Annotated in this window: 21 protein-coding genes and 1 riboswitch; of the genes, 9 read left to right on the top strand and 12 right to left on the bottom strand. The window is 38.4% G+C overall.

All coding sequences use genetic code 11. From position 1 onward, the window contains the following. Window positions 1-248: 248 nt before the first annotated feature. The 8 genes from cobJ to H6F62_RS17070 form a co-directional block, all read right to left on the bottom strand. Window positions 249-1,958: a precorrin-3B C(17)-methyltransferase gene (gene cobJ, locus H6F62_RS17100; protein ID WP_190372551.1), complete on the bottom strand. Its 1,710-nt coding sequence runs from the start codon at window positions 1,956-1,958 to the stop codon at window positions 249-251. A 94-nt stretch (window positions 1,959-2,052) separates the two neighbouring features. Continuing rightward, a complete protein-coding gene (locus tag H6F62_RS17095; protein ID WP_137907807.1) occupies window positions 2,053-2,760 on the bottom strand; it encodes a precorrin-2 C(20)-methyltransferase in 708 nt (235 codons plus the stop codon). After that, the gene (locus tag H6F62_RS17090) at window positions 2,760-3,386 is read right to left on the bottom strand and encodes a precorrin-8X methylmutase (RefSeq protein WP_137907808.1); all 627 of its coding nucleotides are present in this window, start codon (window positions 3,384-3,386) and stop codon (window positions 2,760-2,762) included. The genes H6F62_RS17095 and H6F62_RS17090 overlap by 1 nt, the downstream gene beginning before the upstream one ends. Beyond that, entirely contained in the window at window positions 3,379-4,845 is a 1,467-nt protein-coding gene (gene cobG / locus H6F62_RS17085) for a precorrin-3B synthase (RefSeq protein WP_190372550.1), read from the bottom strand. The genes H6F62_RS17090 and cobG overlap by 8 nt, the downstream gene beginning before the upstream one ends. 41 nt (window positions 4,846-4,886) lie before the next feature. Next, window positions 4,887-5,045: riboswitch (cobalamin riboswitch) on the bottom strand. Window positions 5,046-5,110: 65 nt separating this feature from the next. Continuing rightward, on the bottom strand, window positions 5,111-5,242 hold the full coding sequence (locus H6F62_RS21270; protein ID WP_255501579.1) for a hypothetical protein: 132 nt from the start codon (window positions 5,240-5,242) through the stop codon (window positions 5,111-5,113). 111 nt (window positions 5,243-5,353) lie between these two features. Then, window positions 5,354-5,605 (bottom strand): CopG family transcriptional regulator, encoded by a 252-nt coding sequence (locus tag H6F62_RS17080; protein WP_137907810.1) that lies wholly within the window; start codon window positions 5,603-5,605, stop codon window positions 5,354-5,356. Window positions 5,606-5,946: 341 nt separating this feature from the next. Beyond that, window positions 5,947-6,399, bottom strand: coding sequence for a hypothetical protein (locus H6F62_RS17075; protein WP_190372549.1), 453 nt, complete (start codon window positions 6,397-6,399; stop codon window positions 5,947-5,949). A gap of 45 nt (window positions 6,400-6,444) precedes the next feature. Further along, window positions 6,445-6,630, bottom strand: coding sequence for a type II toxin-antitoxin system HicB family antitoxin (locus H6F62_RS17070; protein WP_137907812.1), 186 nt, complete (start codon window positions 6,628-6,630; stop codon window positions 6,445-6,447). A gap of 60 nt (window positions 6,631-6,690) precedes the next feature. On the opposite strand from H6F62_RS17070, the gene cbiE reads away from it, so the two are divergent. Continuing rightward, a complete protein-coding gene (gene cbiE, locus H6F62_RS17065) occupies window positions 6,691-7,902 on the top strand; it encodes a precorrin-6y C5,15-methyltransferase (decarboxylating) subunit CbiE (RefSeq protein ID WP_137907813.1) in 1,212 nt (403 codons plus the stop codon). A gap of 119 nt (window positions 7,903-8,021) precedes the next feature. Here the strand turns inward: cbiE and mtnA are convergent, their stop codons facing one another. After that, entirely contained in the window at window positions 8,022-9,056 is a 1,035-nt protein-coding gene (mtnA, locus tag H6F62_RS17060; protein ID WP_190372548.1) for an S-methyl-5-thioribose-1-phosphate isomerase, read from the bottom strand. Window positions 9,057-9,477: 421 nt separating this feature from the next. Between mtnA and H6F62_RS17055 the strand changes: the two genes are divergently transcribed. The 6 genes from H6F62_RS17055 (at window position 9,478) to H6F62_RS17030 (ending at window position 13,844) form a co-directional block, all read left to right on the top strand. Then, window positions 9,478-9,843, top strand: coding sequence for a ferredoxin thioredoxin reductase catalytic beta subunit (locus H6F62_RS17055; RefSeq protein WP_137907815.1), 366 nt, complete (start codon window positions 9,478-9,480; stop codon window positions 9,841-9,843). Beyond that, window positions 9,840-10,232: a DUF309 domain-containing protein gene (locus tag H6F62_RS17050; RefSeq protein ID WP_137907816.1), complete on the top strand. Its 393-nt coding sequence runs from the start codon at window positions 9,840-9,842 to the stop codon at window positions 10,230-10,232. The genes H6F62_RS17055 and H6F62_RS17050 overlap by 4 nt, the downstream gene beginning before the upstream one ends. Before the next feature lie 356 nt (window positions 10,233-10,588). Then, window positions 10,589-11,080, top strand: a complete 492-nt coding sequence (locus H6F62_RS17045) for an LptA/OstA family protein (RefSeq protein ID WP_137907817.1) — start codon at window positions 10,589-10,591, stop codon at window positions 11,078-11,080. Between the two features lie 27 nt (window positions 11,081-11,107). After that, entirely contained in the window at window positions 11,108-11,836 is a 729-nt protein-coding gene (gene lptB / locus H6F62_RS17040) for an LPS export ABC transporter ATP-binding protein (RefSeq protein ID WP_137907818.1), read from the top strand. Between the two features lie 276 nt (window positions 11,837-12,112). Then, complete coding sequence (locus H6F62_RS17035; RefSeq protein WP_137907858.1) at window positions 12,113-13,228, top strand: LptF/LptG family permease; 1,116 nt, start codon at window positions 12,113-12,115, stop codon at window positions 13,226-13,228. A gap of 175 nt (window positions 13,229-13,403) precedes the next feature. Continuing rightward, a complete protein-coding gene (locus H6F62_RS17030; RefSeq protein WP_190372547.1) occupies window positions 13,404-13,844 on the top strand; it encodes a hypothetical protein in 441 nt (146 codons plus the stop codon). Here H6F62_RS17030 and H6F62_RS17025 read toward each other — a convergent pair. Continuing rightward, entirely contained in the window at window positions 13,841-14,284 is a 444-nt protein-coding gene (locus H6F62_RS17025) for a nuclear transport factor 2 family protein (protein ID WP_190372546.1), read from the bottom strand. The genes H6F62_RS17030 and H6F62_RS17025 overlap by 4 nt on opposite strands. Window positions 14,285-14,582: 298 nt before the next feature. Beyond that, window positions 14,583-15,098: an orange carotenoid protein N-terminal domain-containing protein gene (locus tag H6F62_RS17020; RefSeq protein WP_028090269.1), complete on the bottom strand. Its 516-nt coding sequence runs from the start codon at window positions 15,096-15,098 to the stop codon at window positions 14,583-14,585. 208 nt (window positions 15,099-15,306) lie between these two features. On the opposite strand from H6F62_RS17020, the gene queG reads away from it, so the two are divergent. Together queG and H6F62_RS17010 are read left to right on the top strand one after the other, a co-directional pair. Further along, on the top strand, window positions 15,307-16,281 hold the full coding sequence (gene queG, locus H6F62_RS17015) for a tRNA epoxyqueuosine(34) reductase QueG (RefSeq protein WP_190372545.1): 975 nt from the start codon (window positions 15,307-15,309) through the stop codon (window positions 16,279-16,281). Further along, entirely contained in the window at window positions 16,256-16,903 is a 648-nt protein-coding gene (locus H6F62_RS17010; protein WP_190372544.1) for an HAD-IA family hydrolase, read from the top strand. Before queG ends, H6F62_RS17010 begins: the two co-directional genes overlap by 26 nt. Window positions 16,904-17,001: 98 nt before the next feature. On the opposite strand, the gene recA is transcribed toward H6F62_RS17010, so the two are convergent. Beyond that, window positions 17,002-18,075: a recombinase RecA gene (gene recA / locus H6F62_RS17005; RefSeq protein WP_028090272.1), complete on the bottom strand. Its 1,074-nt coding sequence runs from the start codon at window positions 18,073-18,075 to the stop codon at window positions 17,002-17,004. Window positions 18,076-18,206: the final 131 nt, after the last annotated feature.

Here is an 18,206-nt window from a genome sequence, read left to right as displayed (position 1 = left end):
TTCCTCAATATGGGCTGCAACTATTTTTTCTCGGAGATCCACTGAATATGCTTTCATGACAGTATTATCTTTATTATTACTAACTGTACCTCATAACTTCGGAAACTGCTGTATAAACTAGACATAATTAAGTGAATTATATCTTGAAAATTATAGTATTTCTCTTCTGCTGTCAAGTAGAGAAATAGGGAAGTTCACCGCAGATAAACCTGGACTATTCCCTGCTATATAAAAAAAATAAAAAAACATTATTCCTCAAAGTTATAGCGACGTGAAGTATAAACCCAAACATTATTATCTTGTTGAATTTGTTGAGTATGGGAAGAACCAATAATAATTACAGTTCCCATATCTGCTAATGTTGGTTCTAACTCTTCTAGGGTAATAACTTTAACCTCTTCTCCCTTTCTCCCTAGATTTCTTCCTAACACTACTGGTGTATGAGGTTTTCTGTATGCTAATAAAATTTTTTTCGCGGCTGCTAGTTGCCAATTGCGTTTTTTTGATACAGGGTTATAGAAAGCAATCACAAAATCACTTACCGCCGCAGTGGTGATTCTTTCGGCGATAATTTCCCAAGGCTTTAAAATATCAGATAGGGAAATTACGCAAAAGTCATGTCCCAAAGGCGCACCAATACGGGCGGAGGCGGCTTGCATAGCGGAAATACCAGGGGCGACCTGAATATCAATTGTGCGCCATTCTGGTTTATTATATTGGTCTAAAACCTCAAAAACCGCCGCAGCCATTGCGTAAATACCGGGGTCGCCAGAAGAGACAACCGCTACATATTTTCCCGCTGCGGCTAAGTCTAGCGCCTGATAAGCCCTTTCTGCTTCTACTCGATTATCTGATTCATGGACGCGCTTGCCGACAGCCAAGGATGCAATTAAATTAATATAAGTTTTATAACCTACTAAATCCGTAGCTGAATGCAAAATTTCCCTTACTTGTGGTGACATCCATTGAAATCCACCAGGACCAGTACCAATAATGGCTAATTTCCCCTGGGCTTGTCCTGTTGTGGTGGGGTTGATAATTTGGCTGGAAATGGCGACAGCAATAGAAGAACATGAAGATGATATAATTCGACCGTCTGTACCTGTGGCGGCTAAGGCTAGGGCTGAAGCGGAGGAGAGTTGGTTTTCCCGAAAAAACCGGACAGGAACGTTTAAAGCCTTAGCTACAGCATGGAGTTGGGAATTATTGGCCAAGTGAAGAGGTGCAAATATGCCAGCGACAGCAACAGATGCTAAGTTAGATTTTGTGAGTATTTGCTGAATTTGAGTAATTGTATCTGGTTCTGGGTTGGTGAGAGCGATCGCTATGGTCGCAGGATGATAAACTAAACAATTACAGTCATAATTACCCAAATATTCGGTAATTTTAATCTTTAACTCGCCGTTTTCATCAATAGGTAAATTACTCTCCCTCAACCAAGGTGCTGTTCCGAGTAACTTGACTTTTTTCCCGGACAATAGGTCAGCAATAAATTTTTTCCCCTGTTCTGGGTTAGCTAAATGATATCCCCAGGGGGGAGACAACAAAGCGGTATGAAACCGGATATCCCCCGTGGTGGTAATTGCTGGTTTAATATTCAGCACTTCTCCAATTTGACGGGCTAAATCATTTACACCACTCAGTCCACCTAAAAGCGGTACTACAGCACTTCCATCTTCTGCGACAGCTAAAAGAGGTGGTTCTTGTCCCTTATCATTTAAAATGGGTGAAATTGTTCTAATGAGAATCCCAGCCGCACAAACACCAATTATTGGCGTACCAGCAGCAAACAATTCCCGCACAGTTTCGCCAAAGTTGGTAAAACTAATATCAATATCATGAGTACGACTAGCTAAACCGTATAATTTCGCGGTTGCAAAGATATTAGTAATTTTCCGCCCCACAATAACGCTATTTTGACTTAAAACTACAACCGCTGGGACTACTCTTGTATTCATGTATTTGACGAAACTAAGCTATTGAGAATTTAAACGGGATAGAAATGGGTAATTAACCGCAGATGAATATCAAGAGTTATCAATTCCCAATTTCCTACAATTTATTTTTGGTAGGGATGATAATCATGGAAAAATAGGGTACTTCCAAGGGGTTAACCGCATCTAAAGGTAATATACGTTGTTGCGTACTTGTAGCGCGTTCAATATATCTAGCCCGTGAAGCTAGTCCCAATTCATGGAGAAGATTCCTAATTTTAGAGAAATGACGACCAAGTTTCATAATGGCCGCCGCGTCAGTGGTTAGAAGTTGGCTAGTTAGTATTTCTATTGGTAATGGCGCAGGTAAAACGGTAAGAACATCATTATAATAAGTAAATGGCAAACCTAAAGCCACAGGACAAGCCATAAGTGAGGAAACTCCAGGAACAACTTCTGTTTTGTATTTATCAGCTAATCGAGTAAATAAATACATAAATGAACCGTAAAAAAACGGGTCTCCTTCACAGAGAACCACCACGTCTCGACCAGCGGCTAAATGGTCAGCAATGGGTTGAACTTCTCGGTCGTAGATAGATTTGGCATTTTCTGGTTCTAAGGCGCGAGGAAGATGAAATAATACCTCAATTTGATGATTATCCAGGTAGGGGGAAACAATCTTTCTGGCGATACTTTCTTTATCTACCGCTGACTGATAAGCAACAACGGGAACGGAACGGAGGATACGTAAGGCTTTTAAGGTAATGAGTTCTGGGTCTCCAGGTCCGACACCAATTCCATAAAGACGACCTCCAGGATTAGTCATTACTCTTCCTCACTTGCTAAAGCGTTAACAGCAGCCGCAGCGATCGCACTTCCGCCCCGTCTTCCATGTAAAGTTAAGAATGGTACATTGCGGCTATCTGCGGACAATGCGGCTTTTGACTCAACCGCACCCACAAAACCGACGGGAAAACCCAATATTAACGCCGGTTTAGGAACTCCCTCGTCTAGCATTTCCAATAGCCTAAATAGTGCTGTAGGTGCATTTCCAATCACCACTATTGCCCCTTCTATATGAAAGCGCCATAATTCTAGGGCAGATGCTGATCTTGTATTTTTTAATCTTTTAGCCAGTTGTGGTACTTCTGGATCATTTAGGGTACAGATCACCCTATTATTTTTGGGTAGTCTTTTTCTTGTTATCCCTTCGGCTACCATGTGAGAATCGCACAAAATCGGTGCGCCGTCAATCAAGGCTTTTCTCCCAGCTTCTACCGCTGTAGAAGAATATCCTAAGTCTTTGACAATATCCGTCATTCCACAGGCATGAATCAGACGAACAGCAATTTTAGCTACATCATCTGGTAACACATGGAGATTGGATTCTGAGCGAATAATTTCAAAGGATTTAGCGTATATTTCGTTAGCGTCACGGATGTAATCAAACATGGTATTTTAAAATTGTAACTGTTGAATTTGGACTGGATTTGCTAAATAATTGGTTTAATTGGTGTTTTTGACGGTCAATAAACTGGCTGAAGGATTCCTGTAAACTTAGACGTTGTTGCTGATACACTGCCAATATTTGCTGAATGATCATTGGAACTTTAGCTAAAGTCACATATTCATAGAGCAAATGACCAAGAACATAAATTTGATAACCGGGAAAATTTCCGCCGGCAACACCAAGTAAGGTAATATCAGCTTGGGTATGTTGAGCGCAAGATTTACTGCACCCACTAAAATGGATATTAACCGAACAATCTAAAATCATAAGATTTTCTAGGTATTTTGCCAAGTCTAAAGCATCATCTTTCGTTTCTGTGGCCGCAGCAGCACAACCTCGTTTCCCAGAACAAGCTACTAAAAAACTTTTGATGTCCGTTGGTGAATAGTTTAAATCCAAGTTGGTAATTTCTTTCTCAACTTCTATGATTTGATTTTGGGGAATGTCGCTTAATATTAGGTTTTGCCAAGGTGTTAACCTGATATTATCATCACCGTATCTTTTGGCAAGATTAGCTAAACCTCGAATTTGATAGGTTTCTAGTCTTCCTAAAGGTAAAACAATACCAATGTAATATAACCCGCTTTGTTTCTGGCTATGAATGCCTATAAGATTTTTCTCTCGCAGAGACGCAGAGGCGCAAAGAGAAGGTTTTTCAAGATTAAATTCAAAATTAAATGTGTTTGGCTCTAATTCTTCTTTGACTTGGTGCAGATATTTTTCGATGGTGATGTGATTGATAATTTCTCGTAAACGTGGTTTACAACGGTTGTTAATGTCTATGTGTTTGAGGTAAGTTTCTGCTAATGCTGCTAAAACTGCTATTGTCTCTACTGGTTTAAGTAAAATTCCCGTGTCTTTGGCTGGTTCTCCTTTTTCTCCATAACTGAGATATAATCGCCAATGGATATTGCTGTTAATTAATTCTGCTGCTAAGATGATATCATTAGGGCGGTCTTTTAGGGAAATTTTGCCTCCACCATCAAAACACACACTAAATTTCGCCGATAATTGGGAGAGATGAGAATGTGCTGTAATATATTTTTCCCAAGCTTTAACTAAGGGACGAGTATCTATTAGTTCTTGAGTATCAATACCCGCTGTAGGACTAGTCATAATATTGCGGATATGGTCTACACTAGCATTAGTAGAAGCTAAACCTAGCGCTTGTAATTTTTCCAGAACTTGAATATTTATCCCTTGTTTAATTTCTCTAATTTGGATATTAGCGCGGTTAGTAATATCAATATAGCCCCCACCATAATGATCAGAAATATCCGCTATGGCCTCAAATTGTTGAGAATTAATCATTCCCCCTGGTATTCTCAGACGACAGAGAAAACCATCTTGGGCTAATGTATTGTAAAATAACCCTGGACAAGCAGTCAATGGAAATTGCAAAATCGTGACTCCTTCTCTGTGTGACGCAGAGACAGAAATTGAGTAGATACCCTAGAATTGGCATTCTGACTTACCCAACTTTAGATTTGAGATTTTTAGTCAAATCCAAAATTGCTTTACAGCTGCGGCACAGTCCCGGAATTACACCGAAGTTTCCCAACCCTAAGTTTTAGCATTGTACCACAAAATAGTATTTTATGCTATCGTTAATTTTTTTAGTCATGAAGAGGATACCAACCACTCATTAACAAAGGTTTACGAACAACTATAATAAAGGGGTAACGGGTTTATTCATAGGTAAGCTAATTATTGTAGCCCGAACCATAGCAGTGGCGGTATTAACTAACTGTTGATAGATAGTTTCGGGTATTTGTAGTGTAATAGTTTCAGTAGGCATAATTTCAATAAATAAGGATACACTAATGATAATTTAATCAAAAATCTTTAATATTAAGTCTTGATTTTTTCCCTATTGCTAATGCTAACCAAAATCCTGTATCTGCTATAATCATAAAGATTCTTCTAAGATGGTTTTTAATTGAGTTTTGTAAGTGCTAGACAAATCTGGATCACCTTCTCCACACGCAATAAAGTCACTTTGTTTAAGTAAAGCAAGAGGATCATTTTCTGGCTGTTTAATTTTTTGATAATAAAGATCAATTGCGGTTTGAATAATTTGTTTGATATCTTGGTTGGTTTGTTGTTGAATGATATTAATCTGATCAAGAATGATTTGATCTAAAGATGTATCAATGTTCATAATTTCTCCTTATAAATAGATAGAATAATTATAACACTAATTTAATTGACTGGATTTTAAAAGCAAAAAATAAATTTCTTGGCTAATAGCAAAATTAAGCTAAAGCTGAATGAAGATTGATATTTATTAAGTCTGTTTTAACAGACTTTTGCTATGAGACTGAGAATTCATTCTCAGGCGGTTTGGTGGGAAAATGAAAGATGTATATTAACAGCAAAAAACCCTCGATAAATTAACCGAAGGCTTATTAATTTTATGTTTACAAGTCTTCTATGAAATAATCAGATGACTTAAAAAATTGGTGATTTCCAATATTGTCAAATACAGCAAATCAGAAACTACTAATTTAAATTTTGACTGTGGCTATCGCTTAAATTGCTTACTACCTGAGATGCAACGTATCCACCTACTGCTCCTACTGCTAGTGTTGCTGCTACAGGAACTAGAACTGGTGCTGATACAACAGTTGTAGCAGCGGCCGCTAATGGAGCTAAAGCTGTTACAGCTGTTTGTCCAATAGCAGCCCAAGTAGCAACTAAACTTGTTGTATCCGTAAGAGCAATAACCGTTACTGCGCTACCGGAAAACATTCCGGCTGCAAATGAAAAGATATTACCGCAGTCCGAGGTACATTTGAAAATTACCACATCTCCATTATTTCCCAAATTACTCTGCATGAAATTATTATCCGCACTAGCTGTAGATGGAAAAATAGTTAAAGTGCTTACTACAACAATCAATGTCGCTAGACAGACTGATATTACGCTTTTGGCATTTTGGAATATACGCAGCATCTAAATTCCTTTGTGTATTAATTTGCTTAATAATTATAGACTAATTCAATACAAATCAGATTTGACTTCATAATGTGCCACTTTATCAGACAAAACACGCAAAGTCAAAGCCTGAACCTTATAGCCACCGCTTCCTATATTGTTTACATAGGTTAACACAGCGGGAAAATCAATCACCTCTGCAATAAAGCGTCCGTCTTCCTCTTGTTCAATCTCTATTTTCAAGTTCATAGCCTGTAACGGTAAGGTAATAAAAGCGATATTCCAACAAAACAAACAACCTCACAAATTATGCAAAAATGGTTATCAATTATCGGTATCGGTGAAGATGGTTTAGCAGGGTTAAGTCCCCTAGCTGTTTCTTGCTTAGACAAAGCTAAAATTATCTTTGGAGGGGAACGTCATCTTTCCATGTTACCCCCCGACGACCACCGGGAAAAAATTCCCTGGAAATCACCTTTTCAAACTTCCATAACAGAAATTATTAGTCGTCGTGGCCAAGCAGTTTGTATTTTAGCTAGTGGCGATCCTTTATGCTATGGTGTGGGTACAAATATTCTTAAAGATATTAATATTTCGGAAGTTACAATTATTCCTGCACCTTCGGCTTTTAGTCTAGCTTGTTCTCGACTAGGATGGTCTTTAACGGAGGTGGAAACTTTAAGTTTATGTGGTCGTCCGGTTTCTCTAGTCCAATCTTACATTTATCCTGGTGCAAAATTATTAATTTTGAGTGAGGGAAAACATACCCCGGCTAATGTGGCGGAAATTTTAATAAGTCGCGGTTACGGTAATAGTCAAATTACCGTTTTAGAAAAAATGGGTAATATTAATGAGGATATTATAACAGATATCGCTACTAATTGGCAAGGAAAAAATATCGCCCCTTTAAATACTATTGCTGTGGAATGTACTGCTGATAAGGGAATAGTTGGTTTATCGAGATTTCCCGGTTTACCTGATAGTGCTTTTCATCATGATGGACAATTGACAAAAAGAGAAGTCCGGGCGGTGACTTTATCGAGTTTAGCACCTCACCCTGGGGAGTTACTGTGGGATGTGGGGGCTGGTTGTGGTTCTATTTCTATAGAATGGCTGCGAAGCGACAGGAGATGTCGAGCGATCGCTATTGAACAAAATGCCTCTAGAATAAATTATATTGCTGATAATGCGGCTGCTTTGGGAACACCGAATTTACAAATTATTGCGGGTAAAAGTACGGAAGTTATAGAAAATTTACCTCCACCCAACGCGATTTTTATTGGTGGTGGTGTGACAGAACCAGAAATACTAGAAAATTGCTGGAATGCTTTACTTTCTGGGGGGAGAATGGTTGTTAATGTTGTGACATTAGAGGGTGAAGTGATTTTATATCAATGGTATGAAAAAGTGGGAGGGAATTTTACCCGGATTGCAATTCAACGCGCTGAACCTATTGGGTCAAGATTTTTGGGTTGGAAAGCAATGTCCCCTGTTACCCAATGGATAGGAATCAAAAATTAAAAAAAATTAATCTGTATTTATCTGTATTTATTCGTCCGCGTTTATCTGCGTTTATCTGCGTTTAATAATTATATAATTCATTCCCATACAGAGTATGGGAAAGAGAAAAAAGCAAGTATTTATTTTTCTTTAGCCGTTAATAAATCACTTGGAGAAAAAGCACCATTTTCTGTAATAATGGCTGTAATTAGATCCGCAGGTGTGACATCAAAAGCCGGGTTATAAAATTCTACTCCTGGAGGGGTGAGAATAGTTTCACCTATTTGATAAATTTCCCCTGGGTGACGTTCTTCAATGGGAATTTGACTACCATTAGCTATTTGAAAATCTATGGTGGATAAAGGTGCAGCGACAAAGAAAGGGATATGATGGGATTTGGCAACAATAGCTAAACTGTAAGTCCCGATTTTATTAGCAGTGTCACCATTAGCAGCTATTCTATCAGCGCCTACAACTACAGCATCTATTAAACCTTGTTTCATGCAGTGGGCGGCCATATTATCGGTAATTACTGTGACTGGAATTCCTTCTTGTACACATTCCCAAGCGGTGAGTTTTGCACCTTGTAAGCGCGGACGAGTTTCGTCTGCAAATACTCTGGCTAAACGTCCTTGTTTCCAAGCGGAACGGACTACACCTAAAGCTGTACCATATCCAGCCGTGGCTAAAGCACCTGCATTACAATGGGTGAGGATAATTAGTTTTTCCGGGGTTTGTGGTAATGCGCCTAAACCATGATCACCTATAGCTTGACAAGTTTGTAAGTCTTCGGCATTAATGTTTTTAGCTGTTTCTAAAAGAGTTTGCTGAATTTCTGTAACTGTTCCCAAAGTCTCATAAGCCGTTTGCATCATTCTACCAATTGCCCAAAATAAATTTACCGCAGTGGGGCGGGTAGAACGCAATAAATCGGCTACTTTCTCTAGTTTAGCTAAAAACTCCTGGCGATCGCTAGTTTCAATTTCTCTTGCCCCTAAGTACATTCCATAAGCAGCAGCCACTCCAATTGCTGGCGCACCTCTAACAATCATAGTGGTAATAGCTTGGGCCATATCTTGACTGCGGTGAATTTCCACCACTATATATTCATTAGGTAAGCGAGTTTGATCAATCAGTGATACTGAATTATTACGCCAAATAACGGGATAAATCATGTTATCAGTTGTTGGTTGTAGGGGTTTAGTTAGGTGGGCATTTAACCGTATCTACACAAGCCAAGTCCACTTATGTGGGTTGCAGCTGAATTTTTTTAGTCCGGGTAGGCTGACTTTGTTTGTATAGCTGCGACTTCTAGTCACCAGGGCTTTATCAACAGATAATTTTCACATATAGCAATCATTAATGAACAAATTTATTGCCGAAAAAATCAACTTTAACCTTTGTTAGTCGTTGGTTACTCTAGCAAAACCCAGATTCATTGGCAGAAAGGGTCATTAATCAAGGATATCCCCCTATTTTTATCTAAAACGAACAAGAACTACAACCTCAATTACAAAAAGCTCTGAGTTTGTTTGAAAGTGATTTCTCTCACTGACCGTGATGTACAATGCAAAGAAACATTAAAATTTATCAGCAATGACTACACCAGAAGTGAATTTAAAATCTAGCGATAAAAGCCTAGAGGCAATGCGGCATTTTTCCGAACAATACGCTAAACGGACGGGAACATTCTTCTGTTCTGAACCTTCCGTTACCGCAGTTGTGATAGAAGGGCTGGCCAAACACAAAGACGACCTGGGAGCGCCTTTATGTCCCTGTCGCCATTATGAGGATAAAGAGGCCGAAGTTAACGCCGCTTTTTGGAACTGTCCCTGCGTACCCATGCGTGAACGTAAAGAATGTCACTGTATGCTGTTCCTCACCCCTGATAATGATTTTGTCGGTGATAAACAAGAAATATCCATGGCAACTATTAAAGAAGTTCGGGATAGTATGGGATGAATGAAACCATGCCTGACGAGTTTTGGCATGGTATAGAACAGTTCAATGCGGGAGAGTTCTATGCCTGTCATGACATTCTAGAAGCAATCTGGATCGATAGTCTCGAACCAGATAAAACTTTTTATCAAGGTATTCTCCAAATCGCTGTAGGACTCTATCATCTGGGTAATTGTAACCGACGAGGGGCAATGATTCTTTTAGGAGAAGGTAGTAATCGTCTTAGGCGTTATCTACCTAGCTACGGCGGTATTAATGTGGAAGAGTTATTTACCCAAAGTGTAGATTTATTAACAATACTACAACAGGAAAGTTTAGAAACATTGGCAAATACTGAATTGGTAGAAAATCAAATTTGGCTTTTACCCAGCATTTCTCTGAGTCATGATTAGTGTCTAAACTATGATTTGGATGATTTGCATGATTTAATCCTTTAATCATCTCCTGTAGGGTGCGTCTTCAATAATTCGGTAATGGTAATAATTAACAAATTTTTGGCACTTGACGCACTTAAGTAATATGCCAGTCGCGGTCAATTAATGTCTAAATCATGACTTGTATAAGTATGATTTAATAATTTATTGCAAGTACATAGATATGTAAAAATCAATAACTTAGTAACAATTAACTAACAAATTCTTGCCAGTTTTGATCAGACATTTTCAAAGCGAAACTAAAATTTAAAACCACCGTCCGTTTTTGCTATAGAACTCATATTTGATTCCCTATTCCCTATTCCTTGACTTTTATGATACCTTCTTATCAATTGCTAAAATCACAGATAAGCCGCTTAGGGTTGGCTTTATTGCTGCCAATTTCCTTTGTGGGTACGGTGGCATTGTCTACCCAAATCCAACCTGCTATAGCCCAACCTGGGGGCAATCGTCCTTTGACTATCCGCTCTGATGTCCAGGAATATGACGCGAAAACCCAAGTAATTACTGCCCGTGGTAATGTGCAAATGCTGTATCCGGCTCGTCAAATTCAAGCTACTTCCGCTCAAGCACAATACTTTAGCAAGGAAAGACGGATTGATTTCAGTGGTAATGTGTATATCCTACAACAAGGTACTAATAGTATTCGTGCGGAAAAAGTCACTTATCTAATTGACGAAGGTAAATTTATCGCCTTACCCCAGTCTAATCGTCAGGTAGAATCAATCTACATGATAGAGGACTCCCCAACTAGACAAACTACTAAACCAGCCCCAAAAACCCCATCCCTAAAGCGTTCTAATTAGCATTTACTATCAGGGAAAAGCTGAAGCGTGAAAATTGTTTTAGAGAATATCTACAAATCCTACGGTAAACGATTAATTGTTAATCATGTTAGCCTTGCTGTTAACCAAGGAGAAGTTGTCGGTTTACTCGGTCCCAATGGTGCTGGAAAAACAACAACATTTTATATTGCTACAGGTTTAGAAAAACCTAATCATGGTAAAGTGTGGTTAGATAATTTTGATATTACTGATCTTCCCATGCACAAAAGGGCTAGATTAGGTATTGGCTATTTAGCTCAAGAACCAAGTGTATTTCGTCATCTTTCAGTGCAAGAAAATATTCTCCTAGTATTTGAACAAACTCAAGTTCCTAGAAGAGAATGGGGAAAAAGATTACATATTTTATTGCGGGAGTTTCGCTTAGAAAAAGTGGCCGATAGTAAAGGTATTCAACTTTCTGGAGGTGAACGACGACGCACAGAATTAGCTAGAGCTTTGGCTGCGGGTAAAGATGGACCTAAATTCCTCTTTTTAGATGAACCCTTTGCGGGAGTTGACCCCATTGCTGTGTCTGAAATTCAGGAAATTGTCGGTCAATTACGCGAACGTGGTATGGGTGTATTAATCACAGATCATAATGTCCGTGAAACCCTGTCCATTACAAACCGTGCTTATATCATGCGCGAGGGACAAATTCTCGCCTTTGGTCATGCGGATGAACTCTATAATAATCCTTTGGTGCGACAATACTATTTAGGTGATAATTTCTCTGTTTAAATTGTTTAAATTGTTTAAATTAATTTATAACCGTTTCTATAGTATTTCTATACTCCCTCAAATACAGGAATAATCAATTAACCATAGATAAATCTGTACTTTGGGAGAGCAGGAAATAATATAAATTAAAATATAAAATTGCCAAATATGGCTACACCACCCCAGCTATCAAAATTTTAAACTTTGCGCCTTTGCTCCTTTGCGCGAAACATAATCATGACATCTAAACAATTTAAACCATTCTCTCATTTCATCTCCCTATTTTCCTTTTCTATCATGGATCGCTATTTGGCGCTCCAATTACTGCCACCATTTTTATTTGGTGTCGGTGCATTTACTTCTGTAGTTTTAGCAATTGATAGTTTATTTGAATTATTAAGAAAAGTTGTAGAATCTGGTTTACCACTTAACATCGCTTTAGAAGTTTTCTTATTAAAGCTACCTTATGTCATGGTTTATTCTTTTCCCATGTCGACTTTGTTAGCTACTTTAATGACTTATAGTCGTCTTTCCAGCGAAAGTGAATTAATTGCATTACGTGGCTGTGGTGTTAGTGTTTATCGGATGGTTTTAACTGCTGTAGTGTTAAGTTTTGCAGTTACGATCATGACTTATATATTTAATGAACAAATTGCTCCAGCCGCAAATTATCGAGCTACTGTTACTCTAGAAGCAGCACTGAAATCAGATCAACCTTCTTTTAAACAACAAAATATTTATTATCCTGAATATCGAGAAATTAATGAACCAAATGGGAGCAAAAATAAAATACTTTCTCGCTTATTTTATGCTGATCAGTTTGATGGTAAACAAATGAAGGGTTTAACAATTATAGACCGTTCTCGCGGGGAAGTTAATCAAATTGTCGTTTCTGAATCAGCTAAATGGAACGGTAAAAAACAAGTTTGGGATTTTTATAATGGGACTATTTATTTAGTGGCAACTGATCGATCCTATCGAAATATTTTACGATTTGAACATCAGCAATTACAACTACCTCGCACACCTTTAACTTTAGCAGAAAATAACCGGGATTATGGGGAAATGAATATTTCTCAAGCTTTAGAACAATTAGAAATCGAACGTTTGGGAGGTAATGATCAAAAAATTCGCAAATTACAAGTGCGAATTCAACAAAAAATCGCTTTTCCCTTTGTTTGTGTGATTTTTGGTTTAGTTGGCTCAGTTATGGGTAGTATACCTCAACGTACTGGACGAGGAACAAGTTTTGGTATTAGTGTCATTGTCATTTTCAGTTATTACCTACTATTATCTGTTTCTGGAGCTTTAGCACAGGCTGGTATTCTTTCTCCTGTAATCGGTGCATGGCTACCCAATTTATTTGGATTAGGAACGGGTTTATTTCTACTAGTGCGCGTAGCTCGCAGATAAATGTTGATGATTAAATTAATGATTAAGAAATATTAAGTTAATTAATAACTTTTGCTAAATTTATTTGACATATCAGTATAACTTATTAAATACTGTAAATATAGGGCTGCTTGCAGATGATCCCGATTATTTGGTTACTAAACATAAAAATCCCTAATTTAATAGAATTTCAACTATGGAAGCTTTATTTTGCCTATCACCCCGCTATCGTCTAGATGATGAATCACCTTGGTTAGAAGGAATTGATCCTAGTCGTCATTACTGGATTGCGGTGAATGGAGATAAAAAAGCAACAGTGTCTATCCCCGGACTCTTAGTATCTTCTATAACTGAATTTAAACAAGTTATACGTCAATTTCGCTCTCTCCAACCTGGCGAAATTATGGGTTTGGCGAGAATTTCCAGTGTTTCTATAATTCACTGTATTTCTCCTAACTGTTATGGTCTAGAATCAAAAATTAATGATGCTGCTGTATGGCATCTTTTTGATCAGGAAACTTTGGATAGCTTGTTAATGACAGCACATCCAGATTGGCAGTGTTCACCGTCTGATATCGAACTAGGTAGAAAATTGCTATTCCGTTCTTTAGCTCAAGCTACTGCTGCTAAAGGCTAAACGGGATCAACTGTATATTCTTTATCGGGTGGCCGTAAGCACAGCAAATCTTGGGGTGAGGCTAAAAGCTTGATTTTAGCTTCAGTGATTTGTTTATTTTGGTTGAGAATGAATAACCACAGGACATTTACACCACACCAGGAAGTTTCCGCTTTACCAGTCACCTGAATTTGAGTATAATGATCTGGTAAATTCTCACTCATTCCCTGTTGCGGGTAGGCTTTGATATCTTGCGCTTCTTTGTCAAGATAAGTAGCGATCGCATCTTGTCCGATAATAGCACATTCAAATGGTGGGTAAATAAGACCATCCTCCGCAAATAACGCAGCGGTTTGTGTAAATTCCCCGGCATTTAAAGTAGTAAAGTAATTTAAAATTGTTGTTTCTGTGACTCCTGAAATCTGAATTTCTCCTGGTGGTGAGAATTTAGCAACGGTCATATATATATTTACCTGTATTATTTTGGATTAGAAATAAACCGCAAAGGCTAGAAGGACGGGAATAAAGAAATACAAGATTAAAAAAATGGGTTTATGCTAAAAAAAGTGATATTACGCAACTGACTATTTATGGATATTATTGTGACAGTTGCGTAACTTCTAAAATGGTCAAATATTGAGGCTATGAGGATATAGAAATTGTTAAATCCTTTGAGGGGAATTTAAAATCTAAAATCCAAAATCTAAAATCCAAAATCTAAAATCCAAAATCTAAAATCCAAAATCTAAAATCCAAAATCTAATCAGCTAAGGGGTCTACACCCATATCTGAGACTACTTTCCGCAAAACAGTAATTTGTTGACCAAAATCTAATTCTTTTAAGGTTTCTAAAACTCGTGAACCGTCGCGGGACAGTTGATAACCGGCTGGTACGGGAATAACAAAGCCTTTCACCATTAATTCTGATAATTCGTACCAGAAGGCCAACTTAGTGTTGACGCTGAGAATACCATAGGCGCGAGAAATGGAACTATTTTTTTGAGCAGCCAAGTCGCGCATGACTTCTAACTGCTCTGGGTGAGACATTTGTTTAATTTGATTTAAAAGACCTTCTGCTAATTGCAAACGCGCTGCACCTGTGGCTGCTGGTGTAATAGAGCGACCCATTTCTGTATAGGCATACCATAGCACTGCTAATTGGTCATCTACGCTCAGGGATTTAAATACAGCAATAGTCGCAGGGATAGCGTCGGTGGTTTGATAGTTAAAAGTTCCAGAAAATCTGGTTGAAGCTGAATCAGAAGTGAATGTCATAATTTCTCCAAGGTCTATGAATTAAGTCAGGAGGTTCATCACTCTGGGTTGCTTGACCTCTTCCATCCCATATTGCATTATTTCTTAACAAATTGCAAATAAAATTTACATATATGTGTAATCAGGAATAGTAAACTAGGGGATCATAGCCTGGCCTGATAATATACTGATCATCCCTTTTGTCTTTGCTAAATTTCCCATAAGAAAAATGAATGAATGTACATCAATTAACAGCATAGTGGTGAAAGCAAAGGCCAAAGAGTTGGGATTTCATGAGGTGGGAATTGCTGCTGTGGCTGATTTAGAAGCGACAGAAATACAAAAATTGAGAGATTGGCTAAAAATGGGTTATCACGCTGATATGGAATGGATGAAAAATCCCCGGCGTGAGAATATTAGTTTAGTTATGCCGGAAGTGATAACGCTTGTATCTGTAGCATTGAATTATTATACACCCGATGCACGTCCCCAGGAGGATGAATACGGAAAAATTTCTCGCTATGGCTGGGGTCGGGATTATCATAGAGTCATGCACAAAAAGCTGAAGGAATTGGCTAGTTGGCTAGAATCTCTGGGTACGGATATAAAAGCGCGTTATTATGCAGATACAGGACCAATCCAAGATAAACTTTGGGCTGAAAAAGCTGGGATTGGTTGGATTGCTAAAAATGGTAATGTTATTACCAGGAAATATGGTTCTTGGGTGTTTTTAGGAGAAGTATTAACTAATCTAGAGTTAGAAAAGGATCAACCGAGTACGCAACATTGTGGGACTTGTACTCGTTGTTTACAAGCTTGTCCCACAGGTGCAATTACTGAACCCTTTGTGGTAGACGCTAATCGCTGCATTGCCTATCACACCATAGAGAATCGGGATCAAGAGCTACCAGCAGACATTAAACCTCATTTACAAGGATGGGTAGCAGGTTGCGATATTTGTCAAGATGTTTGTCCTTGGAATCAACGGTTTGCTCAAGTGACTGATGTAACTGATTTTCATCCTTATCCTCAAAATTTGCACCCCAAGCTGGTAGAATTGGCACAAATATCAGATGAGGAGTGGGATAAAAGATTCACAGCATCAGCCTTGCGGCGCATTAAACCAGAAATGCTACGACGTAATGCTCGCGCTAATCTTGACGTATCCAAGCATAATAATGACCCAGAAAGTAATAATTTTTGATTTTGATGGGACGATTGCTGATACAGTAGATGCTCTTGTAACTATTGCCAATCGTTTAGCCGGGGAATTTGGATATATTCCGATCAATTCCCAAGAATTAGCACTACTCAGAAACTTACCAGCCAGAGAGATTATCAAATATTCCGGTGTTTCACTATTCAAAATCCCTTTTCTTGTCAAAAAAGTAAAAGGAGAATTAAAGCATAAAATCCACGAATTGCAACTTATTAATGGAATTAAAGCCGCATTAGTAGAACTTCATGAGCAAGGTTATCACTTGGGAATTATTACTTCTAACTCTCAAGACAATGTGCATGAATTTCTCAAGTGTCATAAGTTGGATCACTTGTTTGATTTTATTTATTCAGGAGTAACTATTTTTGGCAAAACCACAATTATTAATAATGTCTTGCGTCAAAAACAGTTTAAACCAGAGTCAGTGATTTATGTAGGAGATGAAACTAGAGATGTGGAATCTGCTAAGAAGGCGAATATCAAGGTAATTGCGGTCAGTTGGGGGTTTAATTCTTCTGAAGCACTAGGTAAACAAAACCCAGATTTTTTAATTCATCATCCTAGTGAATTAGTGAGTGTGATTAAAAATTGGGCTTTGATAAAGTAAAGAATTTTTTTGACGTAGAGGCGCTACAGACGCGCATAACAAGAGTTTGAGAAGATTTTTACTTTAGAGATGTTAGTAGTAACATCTCTATTTTTTGTCTATTCTTCTAAGTCAATTTCTTCTTCCTCTTCAATGTCATGGGGTTGGGTGACAGAATTAGCAGAAACTACTGCACCTTTATCTAGTTTTTCCAGAACTTGTTCTTTAACTTTGGCCACAAAGTCTGGTTTTTCTTCTAAGTATTTAATGGCGTTATCTCTACCTTGGGAAATGTTTTCACCATTGTAGCTATACCAAGCACCTTTACGCAAAAGAACTCCAGTTTCTTCGGCTATATCTACTAAACAACCCAGGGTAGAAATCCCTTTACCAAAGATAATATCAAATTCGGCAATTCTGAAAGGTGGTGCAACTTTATTTTTAGCTACTTTCACTTTCACGCGGTTGCCAAATTCATCCGTACCTTTTTTTAAGGTTTGAATTCTGCGAATATCCAAGCGTACAGAAGCGTAAAATTTCAGCGCATTACCACCCGTTGTGGTTTCTGGACTACCATAGGTGACACCGATTTTTTGCCGCAACTGGTTAATGAAAATAACTGTGCATCCAGATTTACCAATATTACCCGTTATCTTACGTAAGGCTTGGCTCATTAAGCGAGCTTGTAAACCCACGTGAATATCACCCATATCCCCTTCAATTTCAGCGCGGGGGACTAGGGCAGCTACGGAGTCAATAATGACAATATCAACAGCTGCAGAACGCACAAGTTGATCAACTATTTCTAATGCTGATTCGCCGGTGTCTGGTTGGGAAACAAGCAAGTTTTCAATATCTACACCCAATGCGGCTGCGTAAGTTGGATCTAGGGCGTGTTCAGCGTCTACAAATGCCGCAATACCCCCATTTCTCTGGACTTCTGCCAAAGCATGGAGAGCAACGGTAGTTTTACCAGAACTTTCTGGTCCGTAAATCTCAATTATCCGTCCTTTGGGTAAACCTCCTCCCAAGGCTAAATCTAGGGTAAGCGCACCGGTAGATATTGTTTCTACCTTCATGCGGGTAGCATCACCCAGGCGCATGATTGCTCCTTTACCGAAGCTACGCTCAATTTGTCCAAGTACGATATTTAACGCTTTTTGCTTGCCAGAAGTCTCGGTATTAGCTGCCATTCTTGCCTCTAAAGTATAGGATTTTTCAAAATTGCTGGGACGGGAGTTTTAATAGAACGAATATACTATCTTAACCGCAAAGTGTGCGAATAGGAACGTCGATTAAATAGTTTGGCCAAGATTCTAACGCG

Source organism: Anabaena sp. FACHB-1391 (assembly GCF_014696755.1).
Taxonomy (GTDB): domain Bacteria; phylum Cyanobacteriota; class Cyanobacteriia; order Cyanobacteriales; family Nostocaceae; genus Dolichospermum; species Dolichospermum planctonicum.
This window is presented reverse-complemented; position numbering and strand designations above follow the sequence as displayed.